This is a genomic window from Micromonospora auratinigra, from assembly GCF_900089595.1.
Classification (GTDB): Bacteria; Actinomycetota; Actinomycetes; order Mycobacteriales; family Micromonosporaceae; genus Micromonospora; species Micromonospora auratinigra.
The window spans coordinates 2,892,238-2,918,286 of sequence record NZ_LT594323.1; the positions used below are offsets into that span (position 1 = coordinate 2,892,238).

The window sequence follows — 26,049 nt, forward strand, 5'->3', positions numbered from 1 at the left end:
TGCCACTGGCGTGGCAGGGGGCCGGACGGCGTACGGGGAGGTCAGCTCTGCACGAAGACCGCCACGCTGCGGGCCGGCACGGTGAACGTGCCGCTCGACTTCTCGAACGACGCGGTCCGCAGCGCCGGGTCGGCCGAGTTCCGCAGCACCGGGTGCAGCGCGACGTTCGCCCCGCGCAGGCCGGTCACCGTCTGCGTCGCCGCCTCAGGGGTGGCGTTGAAGACCACGGTGACCGACTTCCACTTCCCGTCCACGCCCCGGGCGTCCAGGGTCATGGTGAGCACGCCCGGGGTCTCCTTGGCCCCGGACAGCGGGAAGGCGACCCGCTTCTGCACCTGGTCGGCGGTGGTCAGCCCGAACACCGGCGAGGACGTACGGATCCGCAGCAGCTCGGCGTACCGGGCGTCGGCCAGGTTGATCGCCGCGCAGTCCGGCACCAGCTTCGGGTCGGCCAGCAGCGGCTTGGCGTACGGCCACTTGTCCTTGTTGTCCTGCTCCGGCGGGAGGCCGGCGCCGAACCCGTTGCCCTGGGCGCAGTCCCAGCGGATCTGGTTGAACCAGTCCCCCGAGTTGAACGAGTTGCGGTCCAGCGACTTCGAGCGCAGCCGCTCGGAGCCGGCGGTGACGAACCCGGTGCCCTGCCCGAAGGCGGTGGTAGCGAGCGCCAGCACCTGCATCCGGGCCCGGTCGGCCGCCGAGGTGCCCTGCGGCAGCTTGTACGCCAACGCGTCGTACAGGATCTCGTTGTCGTGCGCGTCGACGTAGGTGACCGCCTCGCCCGGCGCGGCGGTGTAGCCGGCCGGCGCGCCGTTGTAGTCGACCTGCGCGCCGGTGACGGCCTTGCCCGCCGAGTCGGTGAACCGGTAGCCGCGCAGGTTGCCGGTCAGCCCCACCTTGATCAGGTCCTGCTGGTGCAGCAGCCGGGCCTTCTGCTCCGCGGCCGAGCCGTTGGCGTCGTCGCCGTTCGGGTCGGTGTACAGCCCGGAGGCGAAGCCCTGCAGCCGCGGGTTGGCGTCGAACGGCCCGCCGCCGCGGACCGCGTCGCGGAGCCGGTCGTTGAAGGTGCCGATCCCGGTACCCGCCATGTTGGCCTGGGTGGCCTGCACGAAGCGGGCGTCGTTGGCGACCTCGCCGAAGTTCCAGCCCTCGCCGTAGAGCAGGATCTTCCTGCCGTCGACGCCGTCGCGGGCGACGGTGAGCCGGTCCAGCGCGGCCCGCACGGCCAGGATGTTCGCCTTCGGGTGGTGACCCATCAGGTCGAACCGGAAGCCGTCCACCTTGTACTGCTTGGCCCAGGTGACCAGCGAGTCCACCACCAGCTTGCCCATCATGGCGTGCTCGGGCGCGGTGTTGGCGCAGCAGGTCGAGTTGGCGACGCTGCCGTCCTCCAGCAGCCGCTGGTAGTAGCCGGGCACCACCTGGTCGAGCACCGACTTCGGGTCGACCCCGGCGGCCGAGGTGTGGTTGTAGACCACGTCCATGACCACCCGCAGGCCGGCGTTGTTGACCCCGGCGACCATCTGGCGGAACTCGGTGGTCCGCTTCGCGCCGGCCGGGTCGACGGCGTAGCCGCCCTCCGGCACGGTGTAGTGCAGCGGGTCGTACCCCCAGTTGTATCCGTCCTTGTCGGCCGCCGCCGTGACGCACTTCTGCTGCTGGTCGGAGTCCGGCGGCAGCTTGGCCAGGTCACAGGCGGGCTGGGCCTGGTCGGCCCGCTTCTCGGGGATGGTGGCGAAGTCGAACGCCGGCAGCAGGTGCAGGTAGTTCACCCCGGCGTGGCCGAGCGACTTCAGGTGCTTCATGCCGGCCGTGTTCGGGTCGGTGAAGGCGAGGTAGGTGCCGCGCCGCTCCGCCGGCACGGTGCTGTCGGCGATCGAGAAGTCCCGTACCGACAGCTCGGAGATCTGCGGCTTCGCCGCCGCCTTCGGCTTGCGCAGGTTCGCCCAGCCGGCCGGCGCGAGCGCCGGGTCGGACAGGTCGACGATCTGGCTGTGCGTCGAGTCGGGGGCCAGCGCCACCGAGTACGGGTCGGTCACCGAGGCGGTGACCATCTTCTGCACCGCCGGCTGCCAGGCCTCGACCTGGTAGCGGTAGTACTTGCCGGTCCACCCCTTGCCGCCGCGCACCGACCAGACGCCGGTGCGGTCGTTGCGGCTCATCGACACGGTCGTCGGCTGGGCCGCCAGCGAGTCGAAGAGCTGGAGCGAGACCTTGCGCGCGGTGGGCGCCCAGACCGCCAGGGTGGGCACCCGGCCGGCGAACGTCGGCCCGAGCTTCGCCCCGGTGGCCGCCCGGTAGACGTCGTCGAGCACGCCGGGGATCTGCACCCCGGTCGCCCCGAGCAGGGTGCCCTCGGCGTCCCGCTCGGTCACCACGAGCTGACCGCGCAGCGCCGCCGGCACCTTGGCCAGGTCGGCCCGGTCCAGGCCGAAGGCGTGATAGGCCCAGAGCTGGGGGTACGCCTGCCGCTGCGCCTCGGTCAGCCCGTTGCGCTGCGCCCGCAGCGGGATCGTGGTGTACGTCCCGGCCAGCTCGCCGTCGGCGATGCTCAGCCCGCCCTCGGGGGCGGCGACCAGGGCGTACCGCTTGCCGTCGGTGGGGCCGGTCTGCCAGGCGACGGTGGACCGGTCGATCCACTGCGCCTTCTGCTTGGCGATGTCGACGTCCTTCGCCGGCCCGGACGAGGTCGCCGGCAGCAGCCGGCCCTTGACCCCGGCGAGCAGCCAGATCTCGTGTCCGGCGGTGGCGAAGTCGAGCCGCTGGTCGTCCGGCTGGTCCTTGGCGTCGCCGTTGTGCACGATGTAGTTCAGCCCGGTGGCGCCAGCGGCCAGGGGCACCCGGAACACCGCGCCGTACGAGTCGATCTTCTCCGGCTTGAGCGGGTTGCCCCAGTCGGTGGGGTTGGCCGCGCCGTCCCAGAGGTGCAGGCCCCAGCCGGCGTAGTCACCGTCGGCCTTGCGCCAGTGGATGACCGCGGTGCCCTGGTCGACCGCGGGGTCCGGCTGGCCGGTGGCGGCCTGCCGGGTCGGGTAGAGGGTCGGGTCGCCCTGCTTGACCCAGACCTCGCCGGTCTGCGTCACGTCGATGGTGCGGTCGTTCCCGACGTCCTTGTTCCCGTCCTTGTCGACCACCAGGAAGCCGACCGACTTCGCGCCCGGCTTCAGCTTCACCCAGGCGAACCGGCCGTAGGAGTCCTCCCCGGCGAACGGCTGCCCTTTGGGCCAGTCCGTCTGGTACGCCGGGTCGATGTCACCCCAGGTGTAGAGCCCCCAGTCGGCGTACCCGCCGGCCGGGCGCTGATAGTGCACGACCGCCCAGTCCCGCGACGCGCTCTGCGCCGGGGTGCCGACGGTGCCGGTGCCCCGCGCGGCGGCGATCCGGCCCTTGCCGTCGCGGACGACGGCCTTGTACTCGACCTTCGTTCCGCCGGCCAGCCCGGTCAGGTCGTGGTGCACGGTGTACGGGGCCCGGTGGGCGGTGCCCAGCAGGGTCCACCGGCCGCCGGGGACCCGGGCGGCGAAGGTGACGGTGGCCAGCGGGTCGCCGGTGACCTCCGCCGTGACGGTGGCCGTGGTGGCCACCGGGGCGTCGCCCGGCTCGGTGACGGTGATCTTCGGGGCGGCCCCGGCCTGCGGGATCGCCCGGTCGGCCTTGAGCACGACGGCCGACATCGCCGGCACGGTGACGCTCAGCTTGCCGTCGCCGCCCGCCGTCGCGCCCGCCGCGCCACCGTAGATGCCGGTGAAGGTCGCGCCGGCCGACCAGGTGTCCACCGTGACAGTCTGCGGGGTGCCGGCGTTGTTCACCGCGGCCACGTACTCGACCCGCTCGGAGGGCAGGACCCGGGAGAAGGCGAAGACGCCGGGGCCGTCGGCCGCGTACCGGGTGACCTGGACGCCGTCGCGCAGCGCCGGGTGGGCCTGGCGCAGCTTGCCCAGCTCGGCGATGGTCCGGTAGAGCGGGTGGGTCGGGTCGTACTGGTCGACGGCGTGGGTGCGGGTGGTGCCGATCAGGTCGTCGTCGAGGTAGTCCGCCGTCTTCGAGGCGAACATGTCCTGCCGGGCGTCCTTGTCCCCGCCGGGGCCGGTGAAGCCCTGCTCGTCGCCGGAGTAGACGACGGGCTGGCCCCGGGTGAGGAACATCAGCTGGTGGGCGAGCTCGTCCCGCTTGAGCTGGGCGGCGTCGTCCCCGCCGGTGGCCGCGATGAACGAGCCGATCCGGCCCATGTCGTGGTTGCCGAGGAAGGTGGGCAGCCGGTTGGCGTCGGTGTCGCGGGCCGCGTACAGGTCGTCGCGGGCGTACACGTCGGCGAGCGACTTGGCCGAGCCGTCGGCGGCCGTGTAGCCGCGGGCGGCCTCCTGGAAGGAGAAGTCGAGGGTGGCCGGCAGCCCGCCGCGCCGCACGTACGTCGACTCGATCTGCTGGTCGGAGCTGTAGACCTCGCCGAACATGAAGAAGTCCGGCTTGCCGGCCCGCTCCGCGTAGCGCTTGATGCCCTGGCTGAACTGCGGCCAGAACTCCAGGTTGGCGTGCTTGACGGTGTCCAGGCGGAAGCCGTCGACGCCGGCCCGGCCGATCCACTGGCCGTAGATGTCGGTCATGCCCTTGACCACCTCGGGACGCTCGGTCCACAGGTCGTCCAGGCCGTAGAAGTCGCCGTACTCGCTGTTCTCGCCGGCGAAGGTGGAGTCGCCCCGGTTGTGGTACATGGTCGGGTCGTTCAGCCACGCCGGGACCTTCAGCTTCGCGTCGGCCGCGTTGGCGAAGGTCGGGGTGTACGGGAAGGACTTCGTGTTCACCGTCGGGAAGGCGCGGGTGCCGTCGGCGTAGTTGCGGTCCTCGAAGGCCCGCCCCTGCGCGTCCTTGTACGGCGCGGTCTTCTTGTCGACGTAGCCGTACTTGTCCTCGGCGTACCGGATGACGTCGGCGGTGTGGTTGACGATGATGTCGAGGTAGACCTTGATGCCCCGCCGGTGGGCGAGGTCCACCAGCTTCTTCAGCTCCGCGTTGGTGCCGAAGTGCGGGTCGACCTGGGTGAAGTCGGTGATCCAGTAACCGTGGTAGCCGGCGGAGACGTCCGCGCCGGTGCCCTGCACGGGCCGGTTCTTGAAGATCGGGGCCATCCAGATGGCGGTGGTGCCGAGGCCCTGGATGTAGTCCAGCTTGTCGATGACGCCCTTGAGGTCGCCGCCGTGGTAGAAGCCCTTGTCGGCCGGGTCGAGGCCGGTGCGGAGCCGGTCGCCGGTCAGGCCGCCGGTGTCGTTGCGCTTGTCGCCGTTGGCGAACCGGTCGGGCAGCACGAAGTAGAACTGCTCGGCCCTGGCCTTGCTGCTGCCGGCCTTGAGCAGGGTCTCGGCGGACGGCTCCTGCCCCCACTGGGGCGCGCCGGCGGCCGCGAGGACGTCGGGGGTGGTGGCGCGGTCACGGCCGTCGGCGCCCAGCTGGTGCAGGGCCACCGGCACGCCGACGAGGGTGAGTACGAGGGAGGAGACCAGGGCCAGCAGGGCCTTGGGGGATATCGGCGGGGGTTTCATCGACGGCCTTTCCTTGGTCGCTGATTCGCCCGCACGCTAGCTCTTGCCGAAACATTCTGCAATACCTTGCAAACCGAGTCGCAACAAAGCAGCCGTCTTGCGAAACATGACAGCACCGATCGGCCCACCGGACCGTCGCCGAGGGTGACGGCGGGCCGGGGTTCAGAGGCCCGAGCAGGCCGAACCGTCGACCGCGCAGTCAGCCGGGCGGGTGGTGCCGGTGTCCTCGACGTGGAACCGCAGCGGCACCGACGCCCCCGGCGCCAGGTCCACCCCGCTGCGATAGGTGAAGACCCCGTCGGCGAAGGTGCCGACGCCCTGCTCCGCGCCGTCCACCCAGGACGTCACCAGCCGACCCCGGGGGAAGGTCAGCCGCACCGTCCAGCCGCGCGGGCCGCCGGTCGTGTTCACCAGCCGCACCTCACCGATGAAGCCACCGTCGAAGGTGTTCACCACCGTGTACCGGCCGGTCACCGGCGACGGGGCGGGCGGTGGGGCGGGTGCCGCGGATGTGGTCGCGGACGGCAGTGGCCGCCCACTGCCCCCGGCGGTGCCCGACGGCCCGGGCGTCGGGGACCCGGGCAGGACGGTCGACCGGGGCGACAGGCCCGGCAGCACCGGCGCGGCGGCGGAGCTCGACACCGCCCCGGAGGTGCCGACGGGCGGCGGGCCCGGCAGCGACATGGTGGCGTCCGGCGGCGGGATGTCGGCGTACGTCCGCCGGCCCCGGGCCGCGCCCAGCGCGACGACCAGCAGCACCACCATCACGACCACCCCGATGGAGACCACCACCCAGGGCGAGGAGGCGATGGCGGCGCCGAAAGCCGGCCGGGCGCGACGGGTGCCGGACATGACCCTCCCCTGTCGGTCTCGTCGGGTGAGCGTAACGATCGGGTGCGATGTCGGAAAGTGCCCGACCTGTGGGGTACGGGCGGCCTCAGCCGATCACGCAGGTGCCCCCGTCGACGGTGCACCGGCCCGGTCGGTCCCCGCTGCCGGTTCGGGTGAACCGCATGCTCACCGTGGCGGTGTCGCCCGACGGCAGCGGCGCGGTGCCACGCAGCACGAACACTCCGCTGCCCTGCACACTGACCGACACCCCGGTGGCGGAGGAGGCCTGGAGGCCCTTGACGTTGCCGGTGAAGAGCAGTTCCGCGGTCCAGTTCCGGGCGTCCCCGGTGCCGTTGGTGACGGTCAGTCGGGCCTCGAACGAGTCCCGCCCGCTCGCGGTGGCCTGATAGCGGGCGGCGAGCGTGCCGGTGCGCGCCGCCCCGGTACCGGCGGACGCCGACGCGCGGGGCGCGGCGGAGCTGACCTTGGCCGACGGGGTCGGGCTGGGCGAGGCGGTCGGCGAGGTCGACCGGTCGACCGGCACGACCGGCGCGTCGGAGGGTGGCGGGCTGGGCTCCGCCCCCATCGTGGGCAGGTAGATCGGTGGGTCCAGGGCGTTCGGCATCGCCGGTCGCTCCGGCCGGCGCAGCGACAGCATCGCGACCACCAGCAGCCCGGTCAGCAGGCCGACGCCGAGCAGCACGACGATCCAGGGCACCGAGCTCAGCACCCGGGGCGCCTCCGACGGCCGTTCCTGCCCGATACCCATTCGCGTTCCCCCTCGCCCAGCCGACGCGCCAGCGTAGTCACGGTTCCGGCGGGATCGCAGGGTGGCCGTCCGGATCGGCCCGTCCGGTCGACGGGACGCGCGGAACGGATGACCGGCAGGTGGGCGCGCGGGCCCGTTCCGGTACGCCCCGCACGCGAGAGATCGCGGCCTGTCGTCCGCTACGCTGTCCGGGCTCATCGATTGGAGATCCTAAATGGCTCAGAACTGGGCAATGTCGCCCAAGATCACTGAAGCCGTCCACGCTGGAAGCTCCGCCGGCGAGCGCCCGCCACCCCGACGCCACCCCTGACCGAGGGCCGCGCGGCCGGACCACCCGTCCCACCCCGACAACCCCAGCCCCTCACCCCGACTCGGAGCACCTCCATGCAGATTGCCAGCGCACCAACCGGGCTCATCCGCAAATCCCTCGGGACCGGCGCCCTGTTGGTGTTCAGCGCGACCGCCTCCTCCCCGATGGCCGTGCTCGCCGGTGCGATCGTGGCCACGTACGCCTCGACCGGCGTCACCGGCACACCGCTCGGCTTCCTCGTGATCGCGGCCGCGCTGCTCTTCTTCTCCGTCGGCTACCTGGCGATGGCGCGCTACGTCTCCAGCGCCGGCGTCTTCTACGCGGCCCTCGCGGCCGGCTTCGGCCGCTTCTGGGGCGTGGTGGCGGCCCCCGTCGTGCTGCTGGGCTACAACGCCATCCAGATCTGCCTCTACGGGCTGCTCGGCGCGGTGGTCAGCGGCAGCATCGGCGGCACCTGGTGGGTCTGGTCGCTGATCGCCTGGGCCGCCGTCGCCCTGGTCGGCGTGCTCAAGGCCCGGATCAGCGTCGGCCTGCTGGGTGTCGTGCTGGCCGTCGAGGTCGGGGTGATCCTGCTCTTCATCCTCACCTCGTTCACCCACCCGGCCGGCGGGTCGGTGAGCTTCGCGCCGCTGAACCCGGGCAACCTGCTGGTGCCGGGCATCGGTGGTGTGGTCGCCTTCTGCGCGGCGTCCTTCGTCGGCTACGAGTCGGCCGCCGTCTACTCCGAGGAGTCCCGCTCCCCCCAGGCGGTGTCGAAGGCGGCCTACTCGGCACTGATCCTGCTGGGCCTGCTCTACGCGCTGGCCGCCTGGGCGATGGCGGTGGCGGTCGGCCCCGACAAGGTGGTGGACCAGTCCCGCGACCCGGCGTCCGGGCTGCCCTTCTCGATCCTGGAGACGCACGCCAGCCCGCTGCTCGGCGGGGTCGCCACCACCCTCGTGGTGACCAGCGTCTTCGCCGCGATGGTCAGCTTCCACAACTCGATCGCCCGGTACACGTTCAGCCTGGGCCGGGAGCGGGTGCTGCCGGCGGTGTTCGAGCGGGTCGGCCGGGGCGGCGCCCCGATCGCCGGCTCGGTGCTCCAGTCGGTGATCGCCCTGCCGGTCATCCTGGTCTTCGCCCTCACCGACGCCGACCCGGTCGCCATCATGTTCAGCTGGCTCTCCGGTGTCGCGGCCATCGCGGTGCTGCTGATGATGGCGGTCACCTCGCTCGCCGCGATCGCCTTCTTCCGCAAGGGCGGCGGCACCGACGAGAGCGCCTGGCAGCGGTTCGTCGCCCCGCTGATCGGCGCGGTGCTGGTCGGGGCGGCGCTGCTGACCACCCTGGTCAACCTCTCCGCCGTGCTGGGCGCGCCGGAGGACTCCACCACCAAGTGGCTGGTCCCGGGGGCGGTCGCCGCCGCCGCGGTGGTCGGCCTGATCTGGGCGTCGGTGCTGAAGACCAGCCGGCCCGAGGTGCTGGAGAACGTCGGCCAGGGCCAGCCCCGCCCGCTCGCGGTGATCGAACAGGACCTCATCGGCCGCTCGCTCTGACCGGCCGCGACGACGACGGCCCGCCCCCGATCGCGGGGGCGGGCCGTTTCGCGTCCGCTCACCGGCGGCGACGGCCGCCCGAGGTCGCCGCCGCGGTGGCCGAGGTCTTGCGCTCCTGGCCGGTGAGCACGAGCTGGTTGAGGTGCTGCAACCACCGCCAGGCCGGATCGGCCTGCTGCTCCGGGGTGAACGACCGCCAGCTGCGGTAGTCCACGCCGCCGCTGGTGATGTACGGGAACGTGGAGTAGATCTCCACCTGCTCGTGGGCGCGGGCCGGCCGCTCCACCACGAGCTGGTGGTTGTCCGACAGGACCACCATCGCCTTACCGGGAATGCCCATCCCACCGATCGCCCCCATCGGCTCGTCGACCAGGTCCTCACCGGTGCCGAGCAGGGTGGAGACGGCGACCCCGACGTACTTCGCGTCGGCGGGCATCGCGTCGGCCGACTGGGTCATCTGGGCCACCGGGTCGAAGACCCGGCCGTCGGCCAGGTAGCCCTTGGCGATCTCGGTCAGCTCGTGCAGCAGCGCGGGCAGGTCCTGCACGTCGCTGCCGTCGCGGAACAGCCGGGACGCCGCCTTGATCTCGTAGTAGGGACGGCGCGGGTTGGAGAACCGCGGGTCGAGGCCGGCGTAGAGGAAGACCAGGGCGTGCGGGCCCACCGGCTTGGTGCGGCGCAGGTCCCAGAAGTGCGAGGCGTGCAGCGCGTTGGCGTACTGCACCCGGTGCACCACCGCCTGCCGGATCTGGTTCTGCACGGCCTGGCCCGAGTAGCCGTCGGCGGCCGGCTCGGCGGCGCCGCCCTGCCCGCCGCTCGGCGTCCACGCGGCCGGGGCGCCCGGGGCCGGGGTGCCCGGGGTGGTCGGGGTGGTCGGCTGCTCCGGCGCGCCGTAGCGGGGTGCCTCGGGCATGCCGTACCGGGGGGCCTCCGGGGCGCCGTAGCCGTACGCCGGGGCCTCCGTCGGGTAGGCCGGGCTCTCGGGGGCGCCGTAGCGCGGCGCCTCGCGGACCGGGTACGCGGCGCTCTCCGCGGCGGCGTACCCGGCGGGGGCCGCCTGGTGGCCGTAGCCCGACGGACCCGGGTTCGGGGCGCCGTAGCGGGGTGCCTCCGCGCCACCCAGGCCGGTGGTGCCCGCCGGGGCGCCGTGGCCGGGCAGCTCGGCGCCGGGGTAGCCCGGGGTCGGCGCGCCGCCGTAGCCGGGAGCGGGTGCCCCGCCGTAGCCGGGCGTCGCACCGGCGCCACCGTAGCCGGACGTCTCGCCCTGACCGCCGTAGCCGGGCACCGCGGCGGGGGCGGGATAGCCGGGCGCGCCACCGGGGTAGGCCGGCTCCGGCGCCGTCGAGGGTGGACGTCCGTCGGCCAGGCCCCAGCGGGCCGGTGGACCGACCGGTGCCGCAGAGGGGTACGAGGGTCGGTGCGCGGCGCCGGGGTCACGGTGGTCCTCGTAAGACGGATGCGACATCGGCGGCCGGTGATCCTGCGACACGTGGTAGCTCCTGGCTAGCTGGAATTCGCCCGCCAGATGATTTCACTGAGTGCACGGGTTATCAACTGTGCGCACACGATCCCCAGGTCGGAGCGATCTGACTCACAACTCAGCGGAACCGTTCGACTGTGGACCGGGACGTAAGGACCCCCGCCCGGCCAGCTCATGGCCTTCAGACCGTCGATTGTGGACATTTGGTGGCCAACTTCGTAACGCTTGCCTGCTCTCAGTGACTCATGGTCCACTCTTTGCGCCGTGCACCATGCACCGGAGGATGAGGAGCCCCTGTGTCACCCGACCCGTTCCGTGACGACTCTGTCACCGATCCGGAGGACCTCCTCGCCGAGCTCGCGGCGGTGGGTGCCGCCGCGGCGGCCGGCCGGGCGACGCGCGTCGGCTTCCCGGTGGCCACCGACATCGACTACAGCCCGCTGGCTCCCCTCTTCGCCGGTCTGCTGAACAACATCGGCGACCCGTGGACCGACCCGGCCGGCACCAACCACACCAAGCAGTACGAGCGCGAGGTGCTGGACTGGTTCGGGGACCTGTTCCGGGCCCCCGCCACCGACCGCTGGGGCTACCTCACCTCCGGCGGCACCGAGGGCAACCTGTACGCCCTCTACCTGGCCCGCGCCCGGTTCCCGAAGGGCCTGGTCTACTACTCGGCCGACGCGCACTACTCGTTGCCCAAGTGCGTGGACATCCTCGGCATGGACGCGGTGGTGATCCGCACCGACGAGCGCGGCGAGATGGACTACGACGACCTGGCCCGGATGATCGACCAGCACCGGGACCGGCCGGCGATCGTCGTGGCGACCTGCGGCACCACCATGACCGAGGCCGCCGACGACGTACCCCGGATCCGGCGGATCCTCGCCCGGGCGGCCGTCCGGCACCACCTGCACGTGGACGGCGCGCTGGCCGGCGTGCCGCTGGCGCTCGCCGACGACGGGAGCACGCTGCGGCTGGACACCACCATCGACAGCGTCTCGATCTCCGGCTACAAGTTCCTCGGCACCCCGGTGCCCTGCGGCGTGGTGCTCACCCGCCGCACGCTGCAACAGCAGCTCGGCCAGACGCCCAACTACACCGCGACCGTGGACACCACCATCAGCGGCTCGCGCAGCGGGCACCCGGCGCTGCTGCTCTGGTACGCGATCCGCAGCCTGGGGCACGCCGGCATGCGGGAGCGCGCCGACCGGGCCCGGGAACTGGCCGCGTACACGGTGGACCGGCTCAACGAGGTCGACTGGCCGGCCTGGCGGCACGAGCACGCCTTCACCGTGGTCTTCCCGACCCCGCCGGCCGAGGTGACCGCCAAGTGGGTGCTGGCCAGCAGCGACGGACGCAGTCACCTGATCTGCATGCCGGGCGTGACCAAGGAGGGCATCGACGCGTTCGTCGCGGACCTGGCCGCCGCCGTCGCCCCCCGCGCCCACCGGCGCCGCGCCCCGGTACCGCGCAGCCGGCGTACGGCCGAGACGCCGGTGCCGGCCGAGGCGGCGCTGAGCGCGCAGGTCGCGAGCTGAGCCGCGGTCACGCGGTGCGGATGACGGTGCAGATCGCCGGCCCCTCCTCGGTGGCCCGCAGCAGGTAGCGGTAACGCTCACCGGGCACCGCGCGACCCTGGCTGTCCAGGAACTCCCAGCGCACCGCCACCTCGGTGAGCAGCGGGGACACCTGCTGCACCTCCTCGATCAGCGCGTTCGCGGCGATCAGCTCCCGCTCCTGGTAGTCCGGGGCCGCCCCGACGAAGCTGAGCGCCACCGCGGCCGGGGAGGTGAACGAGAAGCTGTACGTGTCGGCGACCACCAGCCCCGGCAGCGCGTAGCAGGCGGCGATGGCCGGCAGGTCGGCGGTGGTCAGCGCCACGCCGTACCGGTCGAAGAATTCGGTCAGCGCGTCGAGGTCCGTGGAAGCCGTCACAGCGCTCTCCATTGCCGGGCGGGCGCGCCGGCAAACCTGGTCAGCGCGGTGGAATGCGCACCTCGATCTCCTTGCCGAGCTGCGCGCCCCCGGTCAGGTCGAGGTCGTCGCCGCTCCAGAACCGGCCCGGGTCGTACCAGTTGGGCCGGCGGCCGGCCGGCAGCAGGCCCATCGCCTCGTAGGTCACCGCCACCACCTCGGCGCAGTACGCGGTCTCCAGTGCCCGGTCGCGCACCGGCACCCCCGCGTCGCCGTCCCGGGTGGAGCGTGGCCGGCGGCGCAGGTCCGGCACCCGGCCCCGGGCCCAGCGCCAGGCGAGCTGGGCGGTCGACGGGAACGGGGTGCCGTCGAGGCGCGCCACGGTGCGCAGCACCCCCTCCTCCATCGCCGGCCCGGCCGGCGGTTCGAGCTGGCGCAGCCAGGCCCGCTGGCCGTACCGGTTGGCCCAGACGCAGACCGCGTCACGCAGGTCGTGCAGCTGCACGCCACGCTGGTGGGTGCCGGTCCACATGTCCGGCAACGAACGCCCCAGCTCCGCGTGCCACATCAGCGGCGGCATGTCGTCGAGCACCACCGCCATGCCGACGTGGTTGACCGGGCTGTTGGTGGTGAACTGGATGGCGCGATCCGGCACGCTGCGACCCCGGAACACCCACACGTCGCCGGTACGGGTCAGCTCCACGGCCTCGTCCAGGCTGATGCTCATGAACGACTACCCTAGGCCGATGCGGCAACGGATGCAGTGGTGGAAGGTGCTCGGGCTGGCCGGCCTCGCCGGCGTCGCGGCGACCGGTGTGGTCGTCGCCCGGGCGGAGCGGCGACGCCGGGCGTACACCCCGGAGGAGATCCGGGACCGGCTGCGCGAACGGCACGCACGCGCCGCCGGCGACACCACCCCGGCCGACGACCGCCCCTGACCGCCCCGGCCCGGACACCTGCCGAAGCTCGGCCCCGACGCCGGTCGTGACCTCGCCGGGGCCGCGGCCCGCGCGGTCACCGGTCGCTGCGGCGCACCGCCTCGTCCAGCGCCTCGGGGGTACGCCCGACCAACGCGCTCCCGTCGTCCAGCAGCAGGATCGGCCGCTGGATCAGTTCCGGGTGCGCGACCATCGCGGCGATCCAGCGCGGTTCACTGTCGTCGTCCCGGGGCCAGTCGGCCAGGCCGAGGGCCACTCCGTCGGGCTCCCCGGTGCGGCAGACCTCCCAGGCCCGGGCCGACAGCCGGCGCAGCACCCCGGCCAGCTCGGCCTCGCTCGGCGGCTCGGTCAGGTACGCCCGCAGCCGGTACGGCACCTGCGCCCCGTCCAGGCTGGCTCGGGCCGAGGCGCACTTCGAGCAGGACGGGTTGTCCCAGATCTCCATGCCCGACATCGTGACAGACCGTCGCGGCCCTCCAGTCCGGACGGTCTCTCCACACCCGCCTCGACCACCCACGCCTCCACGCTCTTGCAGTTCGGGACCGCATGGCATCGCGCGGCGAGGCTTCGCGCGCCGGGGCGGCTCACGAGGTGGGTGGGGACCACCCTCTCGGGCGACAACCCGTCAGTGAACCGTCGTCACGGACAGCCGCAGCGGAGGTCACCGGCCAATCGCCTCGCCGGTAACGGGCGGGACGGGACGGGCGTGAGATCGGTTCCGGCACACGGGCTGATGCCGGAACGGGGCCCCAGAAACCGGTACGACGATGCGGCAGCGCCATCGCCATTCCAGGCTCGGCTCAGGCCTGGCCCCGCTCAGGCCCGGCACCGCTCGGCTCAGTCCCGGCTCAGGCCCGGTGCGGCTCGGCGCGCTTGGTCCCGGCTCAGGCGCGGCTCGGCTCGCTCAGGCCCAGCCCAGGCGCCGCTCGGCTCGCTCAGCGCCTCGCCCAGGCGCGGCTCGGCTGACTCAAGGCCCAGCCCAGGCCAGCCCAGGCCGGCCCAGGCTCGGCCCAGCTCAGCTCAGCCCGCTGACATCATCGGTACGAGCCTCATGTCTCTGAGACATAAATATGTCTCAGAGACATGACGGTCTCAAGCAATCTCTCACCGGGGCGGGGTGACGTTCCGTGACTTCCCAACGGGCCGCCCGGTACCTGCGAGAGCACATTGCGCGCCCGATACCGACAGCCGCCACTTGCGTCAAATGTCCGGATCCAGCGACGCGATGACGCCCACTGGGGCGTCTGGGCGGATGCGGCGTGGTGGGGGCCACCCGCCAGGCGGAATCATGACCGGGGCGGGGTCGTTGAACATGGCAGACCGCGCGGTACCCCGAGCCCTCCGGGCCCGGGTGAAGCCCCGGTCGGAATGGCCGGCCAACCGGCCGCGTTACATCCCCCGGTAACCGCACCACCCCCCGCCGGTGCGCGCCGTAGGGAATGACTCCCCGCCGCCGGTCGTTACACCCCCGGGCCGCCAGAGCAGGTCACCTGAGTGATCGCCGGGCCCACCCAGACTTCCCCCCTTCGCGGCACCACCGCACCCCCCTCGCGGATGCCGCGCAACCCCCGGACGAAAGGCTTCATCATGGCTACCACGCTGCTGCGCAAGACCGTCCTGACCGCCGCCGGCTTCGCCGCCACCGCCACCGGCATCGCCGGCCCCGCCATCGCCGCCCAGGCCACCCCCGCCGAAAAGGCCGCCGCACAGGTCAGCACCGACCGCAAGGGCCACGGCGAGCGCGAACTCAAGGTCGACTACCAGGCCCAGCCGAACTTCTACTACTGCGGCCCCGCCGCCACCCGCAACGCCCTGTCCGTGCTCGGCAAGAACATCGACGTCGACGCCATGGCCAAGGAAATGGGCACCACCGAGAACGGCACCAACAGCATCAACGACATCACCCCCGTCCTCAACAAGGAAACCGGCACCAAGGCCTACCGCTCCGTCGAGATCAAGGACAGCAAGGCCGACGACAAGCAGACCGAGCGCCTGCGCACCGACATCGTCAAGACCGTGGACGACGGCCGCGCCGTCGTCGCCAACATCGCCGGCACCACCACCGACACCGACGGCAACACCCACTCCTTCGAGGGCGGCCACTACATCAGCGTCGTCGGCTACCAGGACAACGGCAAGACCGTCACCATCGCCGACTCCGCCAACCCCGACACCGCCTCCTACCGCATCACCGTCGACAACCTCGCCGACTGGATCGCCACCCGCGGCTACAGCGCCTCCTGACCGGCGATCCCGGACCGGAGGAAACCGAAGGGCCCGACCCCCACCCGGGGTCGGGCCCTTCGTCGTCGGGTCAGCGGTCGCCGGCGGGTACCGGCTCGGTCGCCTCGGCGGGTTCCGTCGCCTCGAACCGGCGGGCCCGACGGCGTAGCCACCAGGTGCTGGCCAGCCCGGCGAGCACGGCCAGGGCCAGACCGGCCCAGGAGATGTCCTTGAGCCAGTGCTCGGCCGCGCGGCCCACGGAGAAGAGCAGGTACGTGGTGGCGAATGCCCAGACCAGGCCGCCGGCCGCGTTGGCCAGCAGGAACCGCCGGTACGGCACGTGCAGCGCGCCGGCGAGGGGGCCGGCGAGGATGCGCAGCAGGGCGACGAACCGGCCGAAGAAGACCGCCCAGACGCCGTGCCGGGCGAAGCTCTGCTCGGCGCGGGCCAGCTGGGCCGGGCCGAGGTGTCGGGGGAAGCGCCGGCCGAGGCGTTCCAGCAGGGGACGGCCACCGCGCCGACCGACGGCGTACCCGATGGAGTCGCCGATGATGGCGCCGGCCGCGGCGGCGGTGGCGACCCACTCCGGCTCGACCACTCCGGTGGCGGCCAGCAGGGCGGAGCTGACCAGCACGATCTCGCCCGGCAGCGGGACTCCCATGCTCTCCACGCCGATCACCCCGGCGACGATCAGGTAGACCACGCCCGGGGGAAGCACGGAGAGCCAGTGCTGTACGTCGACCACCCGCCACCCCTTCCGCTCGACCTCGAACCCTACCCGCGACGAGGGGGTACGAAGCGTCGGTCAGCCGGCGGTCACCGGGGCGAGGAACTCCAGCCGGTTGCCGTGCGGGTCGTGGGTGTGGAACCGCCGCATGCCCGGGATCTCGTCGTCGCCCCAGGTGACCGGGTGTCCGCCGGCCGTCAGCCGGGCGGCGAGGTCGTCCAGGTCGGGGCGGACCAGGGCGGGGTGCGCCTTGCGGGCGGGGGTGAAGTCGTCCTCGACGCCGAGGTGCAGCTCGGCGTCGTACCCGGTGAACCAGCAACCACCGCGGGCGGCGAGGGCCGGGGGTTTCGGTTTCTCGGTGAGGCCGAGCAGACCGACGTAGAAGGCACGGGAAAGGTCCTCGGAGCCGCGCGGGCAGGCGAGCAGGACGTGATGGATCATGGCAGCACCTCCTCGTCCCGAAGCCTGGCACGAGGTTGCGCGAATAGCAAGACGGACGTACGGTTTTGTTGAGCCCCGACGTAGGTAAGTGTTGCCTAAGCACGGCAACGCCCTGGTCGGTGCGACAGACTGCTCAGGACTACTCACGGTCGCTGGTGTGAAGGAGTACGACGTGGCGAGCCTCGACACCTTCGGTGCGAAGACCCAGCTACGCGTCGGAGACGCGAGCTACGAGATTTTCAGGATCGACCAGGTTCCGGGGCACGACAGACTGCCCTACAGCCTGAAGATCCTGCTGGAGAACCTGCTGCGGACCGAGGACGGCGCGAACATCACCGCCGACCACATCTCGCAGCTCGGCGGCTGGGACCCCACCGCCGACCCGAGCGTGGAGATCCAGTTCACCCCGGCGCGGGTGCTGATGCAGGACTTCACCGGCGTGCCCTGCGTCGTGGACCTGGCCACCATGCGTGAGGCCGTCCGCGACCTCGGCGGCGACGCCACCAAGGTGAACCCGCTCGCCCCGGCCGAGCTGGTCATCGACCACTCGGTCATCGCCGACCTGTTCGGCCGCGAGGACGCCTTCGAGCGCAACGTCGAGCTGGAGTACGAGCGCAACAAGGAGCGCTACCAGTTCCTGCGCTGGGGCCAGACCGCGTTCAACGAGTTCAAGGTCGTCCCGCCGGGCACCGGCATCGTGCACCAGGTCAACATCGAGTACCTGGCCCGCACGATCATGGAGCGCAACGGCCAGGCGTACCCGGACACCGTGGTCGGCACCGACTCGCACACCACGATGGTCAACGGCCTGGGCGTGCTGGGCTGGGGCGTCGGCGGCATCGAGGCCGAGGCCGCGATGCTCGGCCAGCCGGTCAGCATGCTGATCCCGCGCGTGGTCGGCTTCAAGCTGCACGGCGAGATGCCGGCCGGCACCACCGCCACCGACCTGGTGCTGACCATCACCGAGATGCTGCGCAAGCACGGCGTGGTCGGCAAGTTCGTCGAGTTCTACGGCCCGGGCGTGAGCGCCGTGCCGCTGGCCAACCGGGCCACCATCGGCAACATGTCCCCGGAGTACGGCTCCACCGTCGCGATCTTCCCGATCGACGCCGAGACCGTCCGCTACCTGGAGCTGACCGGCCGCGACCCGCAGCAGGTCGCGCTGGTCGAGGCGTACGCCAAGGAGCAGGGCCTCTGGCACGACCCGGACCACGAGCCGGAGTACTCGGAGCGCCTGGAGCTGGACCTGGGCACCATCGAGCCGTCCCTGGCCGGCCCGAAGCGTCCGCAGGACCGGGTGCCGCTGGGCAGCGCCAAGACGCTGTTCCGCTCGGCGCTGACCGACTACGTGGCCGCCGACACCACCGGTGAGCGCGACCTCAAGCCGAGCGTGGCCCGCGAGCAGCTGCCCAAGGGCGCGAACGGCCCGGCCGACGAGGCCAGCGCCGAGTCCTTCCCGGCCAGCGACCCGCCCGCCAACGAGTTCAGCGACCCGGCCGACGAGCCGCGCGACCTGGAGACCGCCGCCGCGGGCGCGGGCGGTCGCGCCACCAACCCGGTCCGGGTGACCGGCGCCGACGGCGTCGAGTACGAGCTGGACCACGGCGCCGTGGTGATCGCCGCGATCACCTCCTGCACCAACACCTCGAACCCGCAGGTCATGATCGGTGCCGCGCTGCTGGCCCGCAACGCGGTGGAGAAGGGGCTGACCCGCAAGCCGTGGGTGAAGACCACGCTGGCCCCCGGCTCCAAGGTCGTCATGGACTACTACGACCGCGCCGGCCTGACGCCGCACCTGGAGAAGATCGGGTTCAACCTGGTCGGCTACGGCTGCACCACCTGCATCGGCAACTCCGGCCCGCTGCCGGAGGAGGTCTCCGCCGCGGTGAACGAGGGCGACCTCGCGGTCGTGTCGGTGCTCTCCGGCAACCGGAACTTCGAGGGCCGGATCAACCCGGACGTCAAGATGAACTACCTGGCGTCCCCGCCGCTGGTGGTCGCGTACGCGCTCGCCGGCACCATGGACATCGACCTGGCCAACGAGCCGATCGGCGAGGACGCCCAGGGCAACCCGGTGTTCCTGCGGGAGATCTGGCCGAACAGCGCCGAGATCCAGGACGTCATCGCGCAGGCGATCGGCGCCACCGGCTTCAGCGCCGCGTACGCCGACGTCTTCGCCGGTGACGAGCGCTGGCAGTCGCTGCCGACCCCGACCGGCGACACCTTCTCCTGGGACGGCGGGTCCACCTACGTCCGCAAGCCCCCGTACTTCGAGGGCATGCAGCAGCAGCCGGCCCCGGTGCGGGACATCGCCGGCGCCCGGGTGCTGGCCAAGCTGGGCGACTCGGTGACCACCGACCACATCTCCCCGGCCGGCTCGATCAAGGCGGACTCCCCCGCCGGCAAGTACCTGGCCGAGCACGGCGTGGCCCGCCACGAGTTCAACTCGTACGGCTCGCGCCGGGGCAACCACGAGGTGATGATCCGGGGCACCTTCGCCAACATCCGGCTGCGCAACCAGCTGGTGCCGGGCGTCGAGGGCGGCTTCACGGTCAACCACCTGACCGGCGAGCAGAGCTCCATCTACGACGCCTCGATGGCGTACCAGGAGGCGGGCGTCCCGCTGGTCATCCTGGCCGGCAAGGAGTACGGCTCCGGCTCGTCGCGCGACTGGGCGGCCAAGGGCACCATGCTGCTGGGCGTCAGGGCGGTCATCGCCGAGTCGTACGAGCGGATCCACCGCTCGAACCTGATCGGCATGGGCGTCCTTCCGCTGCAGTTCCCGGTGGACACCACCGCCGAGTCGCTGGGCCTGACCGGCACGGAGACCTTCTCCATCAGCGGCGTCACCGCCCTCAACGACGGTGACACCCCGCGCACGGTGAAGGTCACCACCGACACCGGCGTGGAGTTCGACGCCGTGGTGCGGATCGACACCCCCGGTGAGGCCGACTACTACCGGCACGGCGGCATCCTGCAGTACGTGCTGCGTCGCATGATCGCCAGCTGATCGCGTACGCCCGATGAGGGCCGCTCCCCGCGCGGGGAGCGGCCCTCCGGCGTTTCAGCGCAGCCGCAGCGCGACCGCTCGGGCCTCCGCGTCGGTCAGCGGCAGGAACCACAGGAACCGGCGGACGATCGCCACCGGGTCCGGGCCGCCGGGCCGGCCGCGCAGGTCCCGGATCGCGCGCCGGGTGATCCGGGAGTACTCGGGGATCAGCGTGGCGCGCCGGGCGGCGTCGGTCGGGGTGGCCCGCAGCGTCGGGCAGGGCCAGTCGTGGCCGCAGGCGTCACAGCGCCACGCCGGGCCGCACGCGGCGTGCGCGACCGGCGGCCCGCCGTGGGTCACCCTCCTCCTCGGGTACGCCCCGAGCGCGCCGGCCGGTGGATCGTTCCTCGGCTTGTTCCCGCACATCCTCGTCCTCCTCCACTTAGGGCTCCGCACCGCACCCTGCCGAGGGTCGCCGGACAATCACACAGCGTTGTGTAATCTCTTCCGGACGGTCGATTTGTTCCGGGGAGGAAGAGGCATGAACCATGCCTTCATTGCCGCGCTGGCCCGGTCCGGGCATACGGCCGAGAGCCTGGCGGAACGGATCGGCCTGCATCCGAAGACCGTCGCCCGATGGGCCAACCCGGGGCACGTTCCGCAGAGCCGGCACCGCGTCACGGTCGCCGACCTGCTCGGTCAGCCGGTCGACGCGCTCTGGCCGGACGTGACCACCGCCGCGAGCCGGTCTGGTTCCGGCCGTGGGTGGACATCGAACGCGAGGCGGTCGCGCTGCGCACTTTCGAGCTGGCATGGGTGCCGGGACTGCTCCAGACCGAGGCGTACGCCCGGGCCACCCTCATCGGGCAGCAGTTCACACCGGACGAGGTCGCCGGCCTGGTCGCGGCGCGGCTGGACCGGCAGGCGATCCTGACCCGGGAGCGGGGGCCGCTCTTCGTGGCGGTCCTCGACGAACAGGTGCTGCGGCGTGCCGCCGCAGGCGACCGGGCGTTGATGGCCGCCCAGCTGGCCCACCTGGTGTCCTGCGCGGCGCTGCCGAACGTCCAGCTCCACGTCGTTCCCGGAGACACGCCGACCTATCCGGGGCTGGACGGACCCTTCGTCCTCGCCGAGCTGCGCGACGGCACCCGGGTGGCGCACGTGGACAGTCAGGCGCGGGCGCAGATCATCGAGCAACCCTCGGAGATTGCTACCCTGGAGCGACGCTGGGAACGCATCCGGGGCGAGGCTCTGCCCCGAGCGCGCTCCCTTGACCTGCTGAAAGAGGCGGCGGCGGCATGGACCTGAACGGTGCCCGGTGGCGCAAGAGCACGCGCAGCGGAGGCAACGGCGGCAACTGCGTCGAGGTCGCCGACAACCTGCCCGGCGTCGTCGCCGTGCGCGACTCGAAGGAACCTGTCGGACCGGTGCTCACCTTCAAGCCGGCAGCCTGGGCGCGGTTCGTCACCCTGGCCAAACGCGGCTGACCGGCACCGCACCGCACGCGACCTGCCGCACCCGGCGGCGGACGTGCTCATCTTCTGGCCGCCGCCGGAGCTGGTCGACGCGTCACCCGACCAGATCGTCGACACGGCGTTGAGCTACCGGCCGCTCGCGTTCTGACGAGCCGGCCGGCGGCCCACGGGTCACCCGGCGATCGGTTCGGCGGCCAGGGCGGTCCTGCCGATCAGTTAGGGGTCGGTGTATGCCTCGGTGGTCGGGACGACAGTGGCGTCCGCTCGGCGGACCTCGGTCCCCGAGGCATCGATCGGCACCAGCGTCACGACGTTGTGCTCCTGTGCCACCATGAGGGCGTGTTGGTGTTCACGCGGGCGCCGACGGGCAACGGGGTCCTGTGGCGGGTGGGCCGGCAGCACCTGGCATGGCGGCCAGTCCCACGGGCGCTCTGGCGTGCACCCGAGTACCAATACCGTCAAGGGCCTGCGGGCCTCGACATGTTGAGCTCGCTGGGCGCGCTGCTCGCGACGCCGCTGGTGTGGCCGTGGCGTGCCGTCACGAACAGGTGGCCAGTGGTCGCCTATGCGCTCGACGCGCCTGACGGCACCATTCATCTGCGCCGCACTCCACCGATGCGTTGGACGCAGGCCAAGATGGTCGCCCAGGCCTGGGCCGAACACATTGAGCGGTACGGCGAGCCGCCCGCGCGGTAGCTCGAAGGCCGTCGGCTGGACCACAGCCGCGGTAGCGCCGCCGACGTCAGCCGCCCGATCGCGGCTACACCCCCAATGGACAGGTGTAGCCGCTGTGCCAGGGAAACCGGCCGCCCGGTTTCAAGATCCCAGCCCTGCCACCGACGCCCATGAACAGAACACCTAGGCGAGATCCAGCAGGTGCAGCTCGCCGCCGCGCACCATCCAGTCGGCCCAGTAGCCGAGCCGCCCGCACGCGACGCAGCGACTGGTGACGGCCAGCGCCCGGATGCCCTCCCCGTCGGCGTAGACCGAGTAGCCGACCGCGACGTTGAAGTCCTCCTCGTCGCCGTCGGCGTCGCCGCCGCACTCGCAGACCATGACGGCGGGCGTGATGTCCGCCCAGTACTCGCCGCTGTCGGCGATGAAATGCTCCGCGCCGCAGCCCCGGCAGGTGCGCCGCACCGCGCCCTCCACGACGTCACCCGTCACGCCGAAGACCTGCCCACCGCAATCCGCGCACCGGCACACCCGCACCTGGTGCACCGCGTAGCCCTCGGCGCCCTGCGCCGTCGCGTACGCGATGAGGTCTTCGAGGGTCTCCCCCACCGGCCAGCCGCGCACCTCGGTGATCGCCATGCCGGTCATCCCACCACGCCGGTCCGACAGTCGTCGTCACATCGGGCCGGGCTGCGTCGTCAGGGTCGGCGAGCAGCCGACCGAAGGAGCGCAGTGTTCGCCGCCTACGTCATCGTCACCGTCCTCACCTCGGTCCTCACCGGGGTCGCCGCGACCACCTACCTGATCGGGCACGACTACCCGAAGGCCCAGGTGGACATGAAGCGGCTGCCCCGGTGGTGGATGCCGGTGCTGGGCACCCTGCTGGCCGCCGGGTCGCTGGGGCTGCTGGCCGGGTTCGCCGTCCCGCTGCTGGGCACGCTGGCCGCCGGTGGCCTGGTGCTCTACTTCGTCGGGGCACTGATCGCGCACCTGCGGGTGGGTTCCCGCAACCTGGTCGGTTGGGCGGTCTTCTTCGTCTCCTCGGTGGCCGCGCTGGCCCTGCACCTGGCCCACGACGGCGGCTGAACCGCCGACCGGGGTCACGGGATACTGACCCGGTGATCAGCTTGCCGCACGAGCCGTCCGGCCTGGCCAAGGCGACCTGGACGGACGCCGACTTTCCGGAGATGGGCTGGCACGACTGCCGGATCCACGCCGTCAGCGTCGGTGAGTACGAGGACGACACCCTTCCGCCGGCCCGGCTGCTGCTGGACCTCGACTACATCGTGCGCTGGATGCCGCCCGCCGACGGGGAGGCCCACTTCACCTTCTGGATCGCGCCCGCGACGCTCGTGTTCGAGCGGGCGTGGCAGATCGACGGTCGGCTGGGCCCGCTCCACGAGGCCATGGAGATCGCCGACATCCACCGACTCGACCCGACCGACGGCGGTCCGGAGCCGTGGTGGCACATCGAGGGGCAGAACTTCGATCTCCGGCTCCGGGCCGCCGGTTACACCCAGTACCTGCGGCTGCCGCCCCGGCACGTACGCCGGCAGGTCCTCACCCCCGGCGAGCGGGGCGGGTCGAGCCTCACCGAGCGGTCCTTCGCCTGAGCCGTTCAGCAGCACTGCCAGCTGAACATGGTGTGGTTGAAACGCCGGCGGCCAGGTCCTCGGCCCGTACCCCGCCCAGCCCGGCCACTCCAGGAAGGCGCAGCTCCCCGATGGACGGCCGAGCCCGTGCCCCACTCAGCGGGGCATGGCCCGGGCCTGCGCGACGGCGAGCTGCTTCAGGCGCTCGGCGTCGCCGAGAGGGCTGATCCCGTCCGCGCCGACGGAGACGTCCCTCGGGTCCAGCGGGGCGTCGGCCCGCAGCGCCGGCAGATCGCGGTCGGCCCGGTCGACCAGGACGAGCGCGGTGGCGAGGAAGCCCTCCAGCAGGGAGCGGAGAATCGGGTGGCTCGACCGGCGGTACTGGCTGACCAGCGCGTCGACGAAGCCGACGAAGACGTCGAGGTCGATCTCGTAGTCGTCGGCGCGCATCGGGCCGATGCCCGTCGGCACGCCGACCAGCGGCGCGACCGCCTCGCTGGTACGGACGAACAGCTCGGCGACCCGGTTGGACGGGTTCCACAGGTCGACCTTGCCCACCTGGAAGTACTGACTCATCGTGTGATCATGCGGGATGCGGGACCATCGGCGCAGTCCCGCCGAGGCGCGTCTAGGCTGGCGCGGTGACGCTCGCCGACTGGCTGCCCAAGGTCTGGACCGGGACGCGGCAGGTGCGGATCCTCGACGGTGGCCTGCTGGGCGGGCCGGTCGCCGACCGCGCGGTGCTGGCCGAGATCACCGACCGCGACCGGCTGGCCCGGCTCCGGGAGCTGACCACCACCGGTGACTTCACCGGGGACATCTGCCGCTGCCCGGGCCGGCTCACCCTGGCGTTGTACGACGCCGACGACGTGCTGCGGGGCAGCGCGACGGTGCACGGGCACGGCAGCGTGTCGTGGGAGCGCTCGCGCTTCCGCGACGATCTGGACGTGGCCGAGCCGACCGCCCTGACCCTGTTCCTCGCCGAGTGCGGGGTACGCGACATGCTGATCGCTCTCCTCGGCCCGCTGGTCACGGCGCTCGGCCGGTACGAGCGCAACACCCACCCGCAGTTCCGCCCGCCCGGGAAGCCGGCGGTGCTCATCGAGCGGCAGGTGCCGGAGGTGCTGCGGGCGGAGCTGCTGAAGGTCGGCGGTGAGCAGGCCGGCCAGTTGTCGCCGGAGCGCGCGGCGGCCCTGGCGCAGCGACTGGCCGGGGCGGTGGCGGATCCGGTGCAACGGGCCGGCCTGCTGCTGAACTGGCTCGGCCGGCTGCCGTTCCCGACCGAGGCGATGTGGGGCGAGGGCGTCCTGGTCCGGCGGCTGCTGGACGATCTGCCGCGCCCGGCGGTCCTCGCCGCCGCCGCCCGCGCCGAGCCGGCCGGGACGCTGGGGGTGCTGAACTGGGCGGTCCATCAGGACGACGACTCGGACGTGGTCGCGGTGGTCGACCCGGTCCTGCGGCACCTTCTGCCGTAGTCGCGTTCCTGCTGGTCGGCGTTCTGCCGAGTGCAGAACGCCGACCGCCGCAGCACGTCCATCCTCGACACTGCCCGTATGACCCTGGCTGACCGGCAGCGCCGGCTGACGGCGCTCTACACGGCGTTCAACCGACGCGACGTGGCCACCGTGCTCGCCGCGCTCACGCCGGACGTGCGCTGGCCGAACGGCTGGGAGGGCGGCACCGTCACCGGCCACGACGAGGTGGCCGCGTACTGGCGACGGCAGTGGGAGCAGCTCGATCCGACGGTGGAACCCACCGCGTTCGACGTCGAGGCGGACGGTCGGGTGGCCGTCACCGTGCACCAGGTGGTCCGGGACCGGAACGGAACCATCCTCGTCGACCACACCGTGACGCACCGGTACCGCTTCGCCGGTGACCTCGTAGCGGAGATGGAGATCCGGGACTGACGACCGGTCACCCCTGACGCCGGGCCTGCGCCTCCGCCACCCACCGCAGCACCCCGTGGGCCCCACAGGCCGCCGCGATCTCGCCTGCCTCCGCAAGCAGCGCCGTCGCCTCCTCGTCCCGGCCCTGCTCGGCGTGCAGGTAGGCCAGGGACACCAGGCCGGCGGCGACACCGGGCCGGAACCCGATCTCCCGGCGAAGCCGTACGGACTCCTCCAGCCGCTCCCGTCCGGCCTCGACCGACCCGGCCGCCAGGTCCGCGAAGCCCAGGTGACGGACCGCGTACGACATCGTCAGCCGGTCACCGGCCCGGGTCGCCAACTCGTACGACCGTTGCAGCGCCGGGAGCGCGGCATCGTTGTCCTCACGGATCACCTGGTGGAAGGTGCCGACCCAGAACAGCGCCTCGGCTTCGCCGCGGGGATCGCCGAGCCGCTGGTAGAGCCGCGCCGCCGACTCGAACAGGGCCAGTTCACGCGGATCCTCGACACGCTCGTCGAGGAACCGTGCGTGCAGCAGCCGACCGCGCGCCAGGGCAAGGTCCGCCTCGACCGCGTCCAGGGCCCGGTCGGCGGCCTCCGGAGCGCTGCGGTCACCGCCGAAGACCGCCTGCTCGTAGAGGAGCCTCGCCTGTTCGATCCGCTCGTCGCCGTTCATCGCGTCCCCCGACCCCGGACCGGTAATCCGTTCGATCTCCGGTGCCCGAGTGTA

General features: G+C 72.3%; 24 protein-coding genes and 1 pseudogene. 12 read left to right on the forward strand and 13 right to left on the reverse strand.

Features of this window, described 5'->3' with window-relative positions:
• Nucleotides 1-41: 41 nt before the first annotated feature.
• The 3 genes from pulA to GA0070611_RS12665 all read right to left on the reverse strand — a co-directional run bounded on the left by pulA (nt 42) and on the right by GA0070611_RS12665 (nt 7,134).
• Complete coding sequence (gene pulA / locus GA0070611_RS12655) at nt 42-5,534, reverse strand: pullulanase-type alpha-1,6-glucosidase (protein ID WP_091663101.1); 5,493 nt, start codon at nt 5,532-5,534, stop codon at nt 42-44.
• A gap of 162 nt (nt 5,535-5,696) precedes the next feature.
• A complete protein-coding gene (locus tag GA0070611_RS12660) occupies nt 5,697-6,386 on the reverse strand; it encodes a cellulose binding domain-containing protein (protein WP_091663105.1) in 690 nt (229 codons plus the stop codon).
• Nucleotides 6,387-6,471: 85 nt separating this feature from the next.
• Nucleotides 6,472-7,134, reverse strand: a complete 663-nt coding sequence (locus GA0070611_RS12665; protein WP_091663108.1) for a hypothetical protein — start codon at nt 7,132-7,134, stop codon at nt 6,472-6,474.
• A 384-nt stretch (nt 7,135-7,518) separates the two neighbouring features.
• Between GA0070611_RS12665 and GA0070611_RS12670 the strand changes: the two genes are divergently transcribed.
• Nucleotides 7,519-8,979, forward strand: a complete 1,461-nt coding sequence (locus tag GA0070611_RS12670) for an APC family permease (protein WP_091663111.1) — start codon at nt 7,519-7,521, stop codon at nt 8,977-8,979.
• 58 nt (nt 8,980-9,037) lie between these two features.
• On the opposite strand, the gene GA0070611_RS12675 is transcribed toward GA0070611_RS12670, so the two are convergent.
• A complete protein-coding gene (locus GA0070611_RS12675; protein WP_157740311.1) occupies nt 9,038-10,444 on the reverse strand; it encodes a hypothetical protein in 1,407 nt (468 codons plus the stop codon).
• Between the two features lie 311 nt (nt 10,445-10,755).
• Here GA0070611_RS12675 and GA0070611_RS12680 point away from each other — a divergent pair, with 311 nt between their 5' ends.
• The gene (locus tag GA0070611_RS12680) at nt 10,756-11,997 is read left to right on the forward strand and encodes a histidine decarboxylase (protein WP_091663118.1); all 1,242 of its coding nucleotides are present in this window, start codon (nt 10,756-10,758) and stop codon (nt 11,995-11,997) included.
• 7 nt (nt 11,998-12,004) lie between these two features.
• On the opposite strand, the gene GA0070611_RS12685 is transcribed toward GA0070611_RS12680, so the two are convergent.
• Together GA0070611_RS12685 and GA0070611_RS12690 are read right to left on the reverse strand one after the other, a co-directional pair.
• Nucleotides 12,005-12,394, reverse strand: coding sequence for a hypothetical protein (locus tag GA0070611_RS12685; RefSeq protein ID WP_091663122.1), 390 nt, complete (start codon nt 12,392-12,394; stop codon nt 12,005-12,007).
• 40 nt (nt 12,395-12,434) lie between these two features.
• Nucleotides 12,435-13,100: a hypothetical protein gene (locus GA0070611_RS12690; protein WP_091663126.1), complete on the reverse strand. Its 666-nt coding sequence runs from the start codon at nt 13,098-13,100 to the stop codon at nt 12,435-12,437.
• Nucleotides 13,101-13,119: 19 nt separating this feature from the next.
• On the opposite strand from GA0070611_RS12690, the gene GA0070611_RS12695 reads away from it, so the two are divergent.
• A complete protein-coding gene (locus GA0070611_RS12695) occupies nt 13,120-13,311 on the forward strand; it encodes a hypothetical protein (RefSeq protein ID WP_091663130.1) in 192 nt (63 codons plus the stop codon).
• Between the two features lie 76 nt (nt 13,312-13,387).
• Here GA0070611_RS12695 and GA0070611_RS12700 read toward each other — a convergent pair whose 3' ends face one another.
• A complete protein-coding gene (locus GA0070611_RS12700) occupies nt 13,388-13,756 on the reverse strand; it encodes an ArsC/Spx/MgsR family protein (protein WP_091663133.1) in 369 nt (122 codons plus the stop codon).
• 1,142 nt (nt 13,757-14,898) lie between these two features.
• On the opposite strand from GA0070611_RS12700, the gene GA0070611_RS12705 reads away from it, so the two are divergent.
• Nucleotides 14,899-15,555 (forward strand): C39 family peptidase, encoded by a 657-nt coding sequence (locus GA0070611_RS12705; RefSeq protein ID WP_091663137.1) that lies wholly within the window; start codon nt 14,899-14,901, stop codon nt 15,553-15,555.
• Nucleotides 15,556-15,625: 70 nt separating this feature from the next.
• Here the strand turns inward: GA0070611_RS12705 and GA0070611_RS12710 are convergent, their stop codons facing one another.
• Together GA0070611_RS12710 and GA0070611_RS12715 are read right to left on the reverse strand one after the other, a co-directional pair.
• The gene (locus tag GA0070611_RS12710; protein WP_091663140.1) at nt 15,626-16,279 is read right to left on the reverse strand and encodes a DedA family protein; all 654 of its coding nucleotides are present in this window, start codon (nt 16,277-16,279) and stop codon (nt 15,626-15,628) included.
• A gap of 60 nt (nt 16,280-16,339) precedes the next feature.
• On the reverse strand, nt 16,340-16,702 hold the full coding sequence (locus GA0070611_RS12715; protein ID WP_091663143.1) for a VOC family protein: 363 nt from the start codon (nt 16,700-16,702) through the stop codon (nt 16,340-16,342).
• Between the two features lie 157 nt (nt 16,703-16,859).
• Between GA0070611_RS12715 and GA0070611_RS12720 the strand changes: the two genes are divergently transcribed.
• A complete protein-coding gene (locus GA0070611_RS12720) occupies nt 16,860-19,712 on the forward strand; it encodes an aconitate hydratase (RefSeq protein ID WP_091663148.1) in 2,853 nt (950 codons plus the stop codon).
• Between the two features lie 54 nt (nt 19,713-19,766).
• On the opposite strand, the gene GA0070611_RS12725 is transcribed toward GA0070611_RS12720, so the two are convergent.
• The gene (locus GA0070611_RS12725) at nt 19,767-20,051 is read right to left on the reverse strand and encodes a hypothetical protein (RefSeq protein WP_091663151.1); all 285 of its coding nucleotides are present in this window, start codon (nt 20,049-20,051) and stop codon (nt 19,767-19,769) included.
• A gap of 181 nt (nt 20,052-20,232) precedes the next feature.
• Between GA0070611_RS12725 and GA0070611_RS12730 the strand changes: the two are divergent.
• From GA0070611_RS12730 to GA0070611_RS12740, 3 genes and pseudogenes are all read left to right on the forward strand, one after another.
• A pseudogene (locus GA0070611_RS12730) lies at nt 20,233-20,999 on the forward strand (Scr1 family TA system antitoxin-like transcriptional regulator).
• On the forward strand, nt 20,990-21,178 hold the full coding sequence (locus GA0070611_RS12735; protein ID WP_091663156.1) for a DUF397 domain-containing protein: 189 nt from the start codon (nt 20,990-20,992) through the stop codon (nt 21,176-21,178). Before GA0070611_RS12730 ends, GA0070611_RS12735 begins: the two are co-directional and overlap by 10 nt.
• 327 nt (nt 21,179-21,505) lie before the next feature.
• On the forward strand, nt 21,506-21,862 hold the full coding sequence (locus GA0070611_RS12740; protein WP_157740312.1) for a hypothetical protein: 357 nt from the start codon (nt 21,506-21,508) through the stop codon (nt 21,860-21,862).
• Nucleotides 21,863-22,024: 162 nt separating this feature from the next.
• Here GA0070611_RS12740 and GA0070611_RS31085 read toward each other — a convergent pair whose 3' ends face one another.
• Nucleotides 22,025-22,480: a hypothetical protein gene (locus tag GA0070611_RS31085; protein WP_157740313.1), complete on the reverse strand. Its 456-nt coding sequence runs from the start codon at nt 22,478-22,480 to the stop codon at nt 22,025-22,027.
• A gap of 93 nt (nt 22,481-22,573) precedes the next feature.
• On the opposite strand from GA0070611_RS31085, the gene GA0070611_RS12750 reads away from it, so the two are divergent.
• Both GA0070611_RS12750 and GA0070611_RS12755 read left to right on the forward strand, forming a co-directional pair.
• On the forward strand, nt 22,574-22,927 hold the full coding sequence (locus GA0070611_RS12750; protein WP_091663167.1) for a DoxX family protein: 354 nt from the start codon (nt 22,574-22,576) through the stop codon (nt 22,925-22,927).
• A 32-nt stretch (nt 22,928-22,959) separates the two neighbouring features.
• Nucleotides 22,960-23,454, forward strand: coding sequence for a hypothetical protein (locus GA0070611_RS12755; RefSeq protein WP_091663172.1), 495 nt, complete (start codon nt 22,960-22,962; stop codon nt 23,452-23,454).
• A gap of 135 nt (nt 23,455-23,589) precedes the next feature.
• On the opposite strand, the gene GA0070611_RS12760 is transcribed toward GA0070611_RS12755, so the two are convergent.
• Nucleotides 23,590-24,009, reverse strand: a complete 420-nt coding sequence (locus tag GA0070611_RS12760) for a DUF6086 family protein (RefSeq protein WP_091663175.1) — start codon at nt 24,007-24,009, stop codon at nt 23,590-23,592.
• Nucleotides 24,010-24,074: 65 nt separating this feature from the next.
• Between GA0070611_RS12760 and GA0070611_RS31515 the strand changes: the two genes are divergently transcribed.
• Together GA0070611_RS31515 and GA0070611_RS12770 are read left to right on the forward strand one after the other, a co-directional pair.
• On the forward strand, nt 24,075-24,908 hold the full coding sequence (locus GA0070611_RS31515) for a hypothetical protein (RefSeq protein ID WP_197675916.1): 834 nt from the start codon (nt 24,075-24,077) through the stop codon (nt 24,906-24,908).
• Nucleotides 24,909-24,986: 78 nt separating this feature from the next.
• Nucleotides 24,987-25,340 (forward strand): nuclear transport factor 2 family protein, encoded by a 354-nt coding sequence (locus tag GA0070611_RS12770; RefSeq protein WP_091663179.1) that lies wholly within the window; start codon nt 24,987-24,989, stop codon nt 25,338-25,340.
• Between the two features lie 7 nt (nt 25,341-25,347).
• On the opposite strand, the gene GA0070611_RS12775 is transcribed toward GA0070611_RS12770, so the two are convergent.
• Nucleotides 25,348-25,995, reverse strand: coding sequence for a hypothetical protein (locus tag GA0070611_RS12775; RefSeq protein ID WP_091663183.1), 648 nt, complete (start codon nt 25,993-25,995; stop codon nt 25,348-25,350).
• Nucleotides 25,996-26,049 lie beyond the last annotated feature (54 nt).

Excerpts from the sequence above, each read along its gene's own strand:
- GA0070611_RS12670 (WP_091663111.1), top strand. The coding sequence starts at position 7,519 with ATGCAGATTGCCAGCGCACCAACCGGGCTCATCCGCAAATCCCTCGGG.
- GA0070611_RS12690 (WP_091663126.1), bottom strand. The coding sequence starts at position 13,100 with ATGAGCATCAGCCTGGACGAGGCCGTGGAGCTGACCCGTACCGGCGAC.
- GA0070611_RS12715 (WP_091663143.1), bottom strand. The coding sequence starts at position 16,702 with ATGATCCATCACGTCCTGCTCGCCTGCCCGCGCGGCTCCGAGGACCTT.
- GA0070611_RS12770 (WP_091663179.1), top strand. The coding sequence starts at position 24,987 with ATGACCCTGGCTGACCGGCAGCGCCGGCTGACGGCGCTCTACACGGCG.
- GA0070611_RS12695 (WP_091663130.1), top strand. The coding sequence starts at position 13,120 with ATGCGGCAACGGATGCAGTGGTGGAAGGTGCTCGGGCTGGCCGGCCTC.
- GA0070611_RS12665 (WP_091663108.1), bottom strand. The coding sequence starts at position 7,134 with ATGGGTATCGGGCAGGAACGGCCGTCGGAGGCGCCCCGGGTGCTGAGC.
- GA0070611_RS12705 (WP_091663137.1), top strand. The coding sequence starts at position 14,899 with ATGGCTACCACGCTGCTGCGCAAGACCGTCCTGACCGCCGCCGGCTTC.
- GA0070611_RS31085 (WP_157740313.1), bottom strand. The coding sequence starts at position 22,480 with ATGGCGATCACCGAGGTGCGCGGCTGGCCGGTGGGGGAGACCCTCGAA.
- GA0070611_RS12735 (WP_091663156.1), top strand. The coding sequence starts at position 20,990 with ATGGACCTGAACGGTGCCCGGTGGCGCAAGAGCACGCGCAGCGGAGGC.
- pulA (WP_091663101.1), bottom strand. The coding sequence starts at position 5,534 with ATGAAACCCCCGCCGATATCCCCCAAGGCCCTGCTGGCCCTGGTCTCC.
- GA0070611_RS12760 (WP_091663175.1), bottom strand. The coding sequence starts at position 24,009 with ATGAGTCAGTACTTCCAGGTGGGCAAGGTCGACCTGTGGAACCCGTCC.
- GA0070611_RS12660 (WP_091663105.1), bottom strand. The coding sequence starts at position 6,386 with ATGTCCGGCACCCGTCGCGCCCGGCCGGCTTTCGGCGCCGCCATCGCC.
- GA0070611_RS12675 (WP_157740311.1), bottom strand. The coding sequence starts at position 10,444 with ATGTCGCATCCGTCTTACGAGGACCACCGTGACCCCGGCGCCGCGCAC.
- GA0070611_RS12700 (WP_091663133.1), bottom strand. The coding sequence starts at position 13,756 with ATGGAGATCTGGGACAACCCGTCCTGCTCGAAGTGCGCCTCGGCCCGA.
- GA0070611_RS12775 (WP_091663183.1), bottom strand. The coding sequence starts at position 25,995 with ATGAACGGCGACGAGCGGATCGAACAGGCGAGGCTCCTCTACGAGCAG.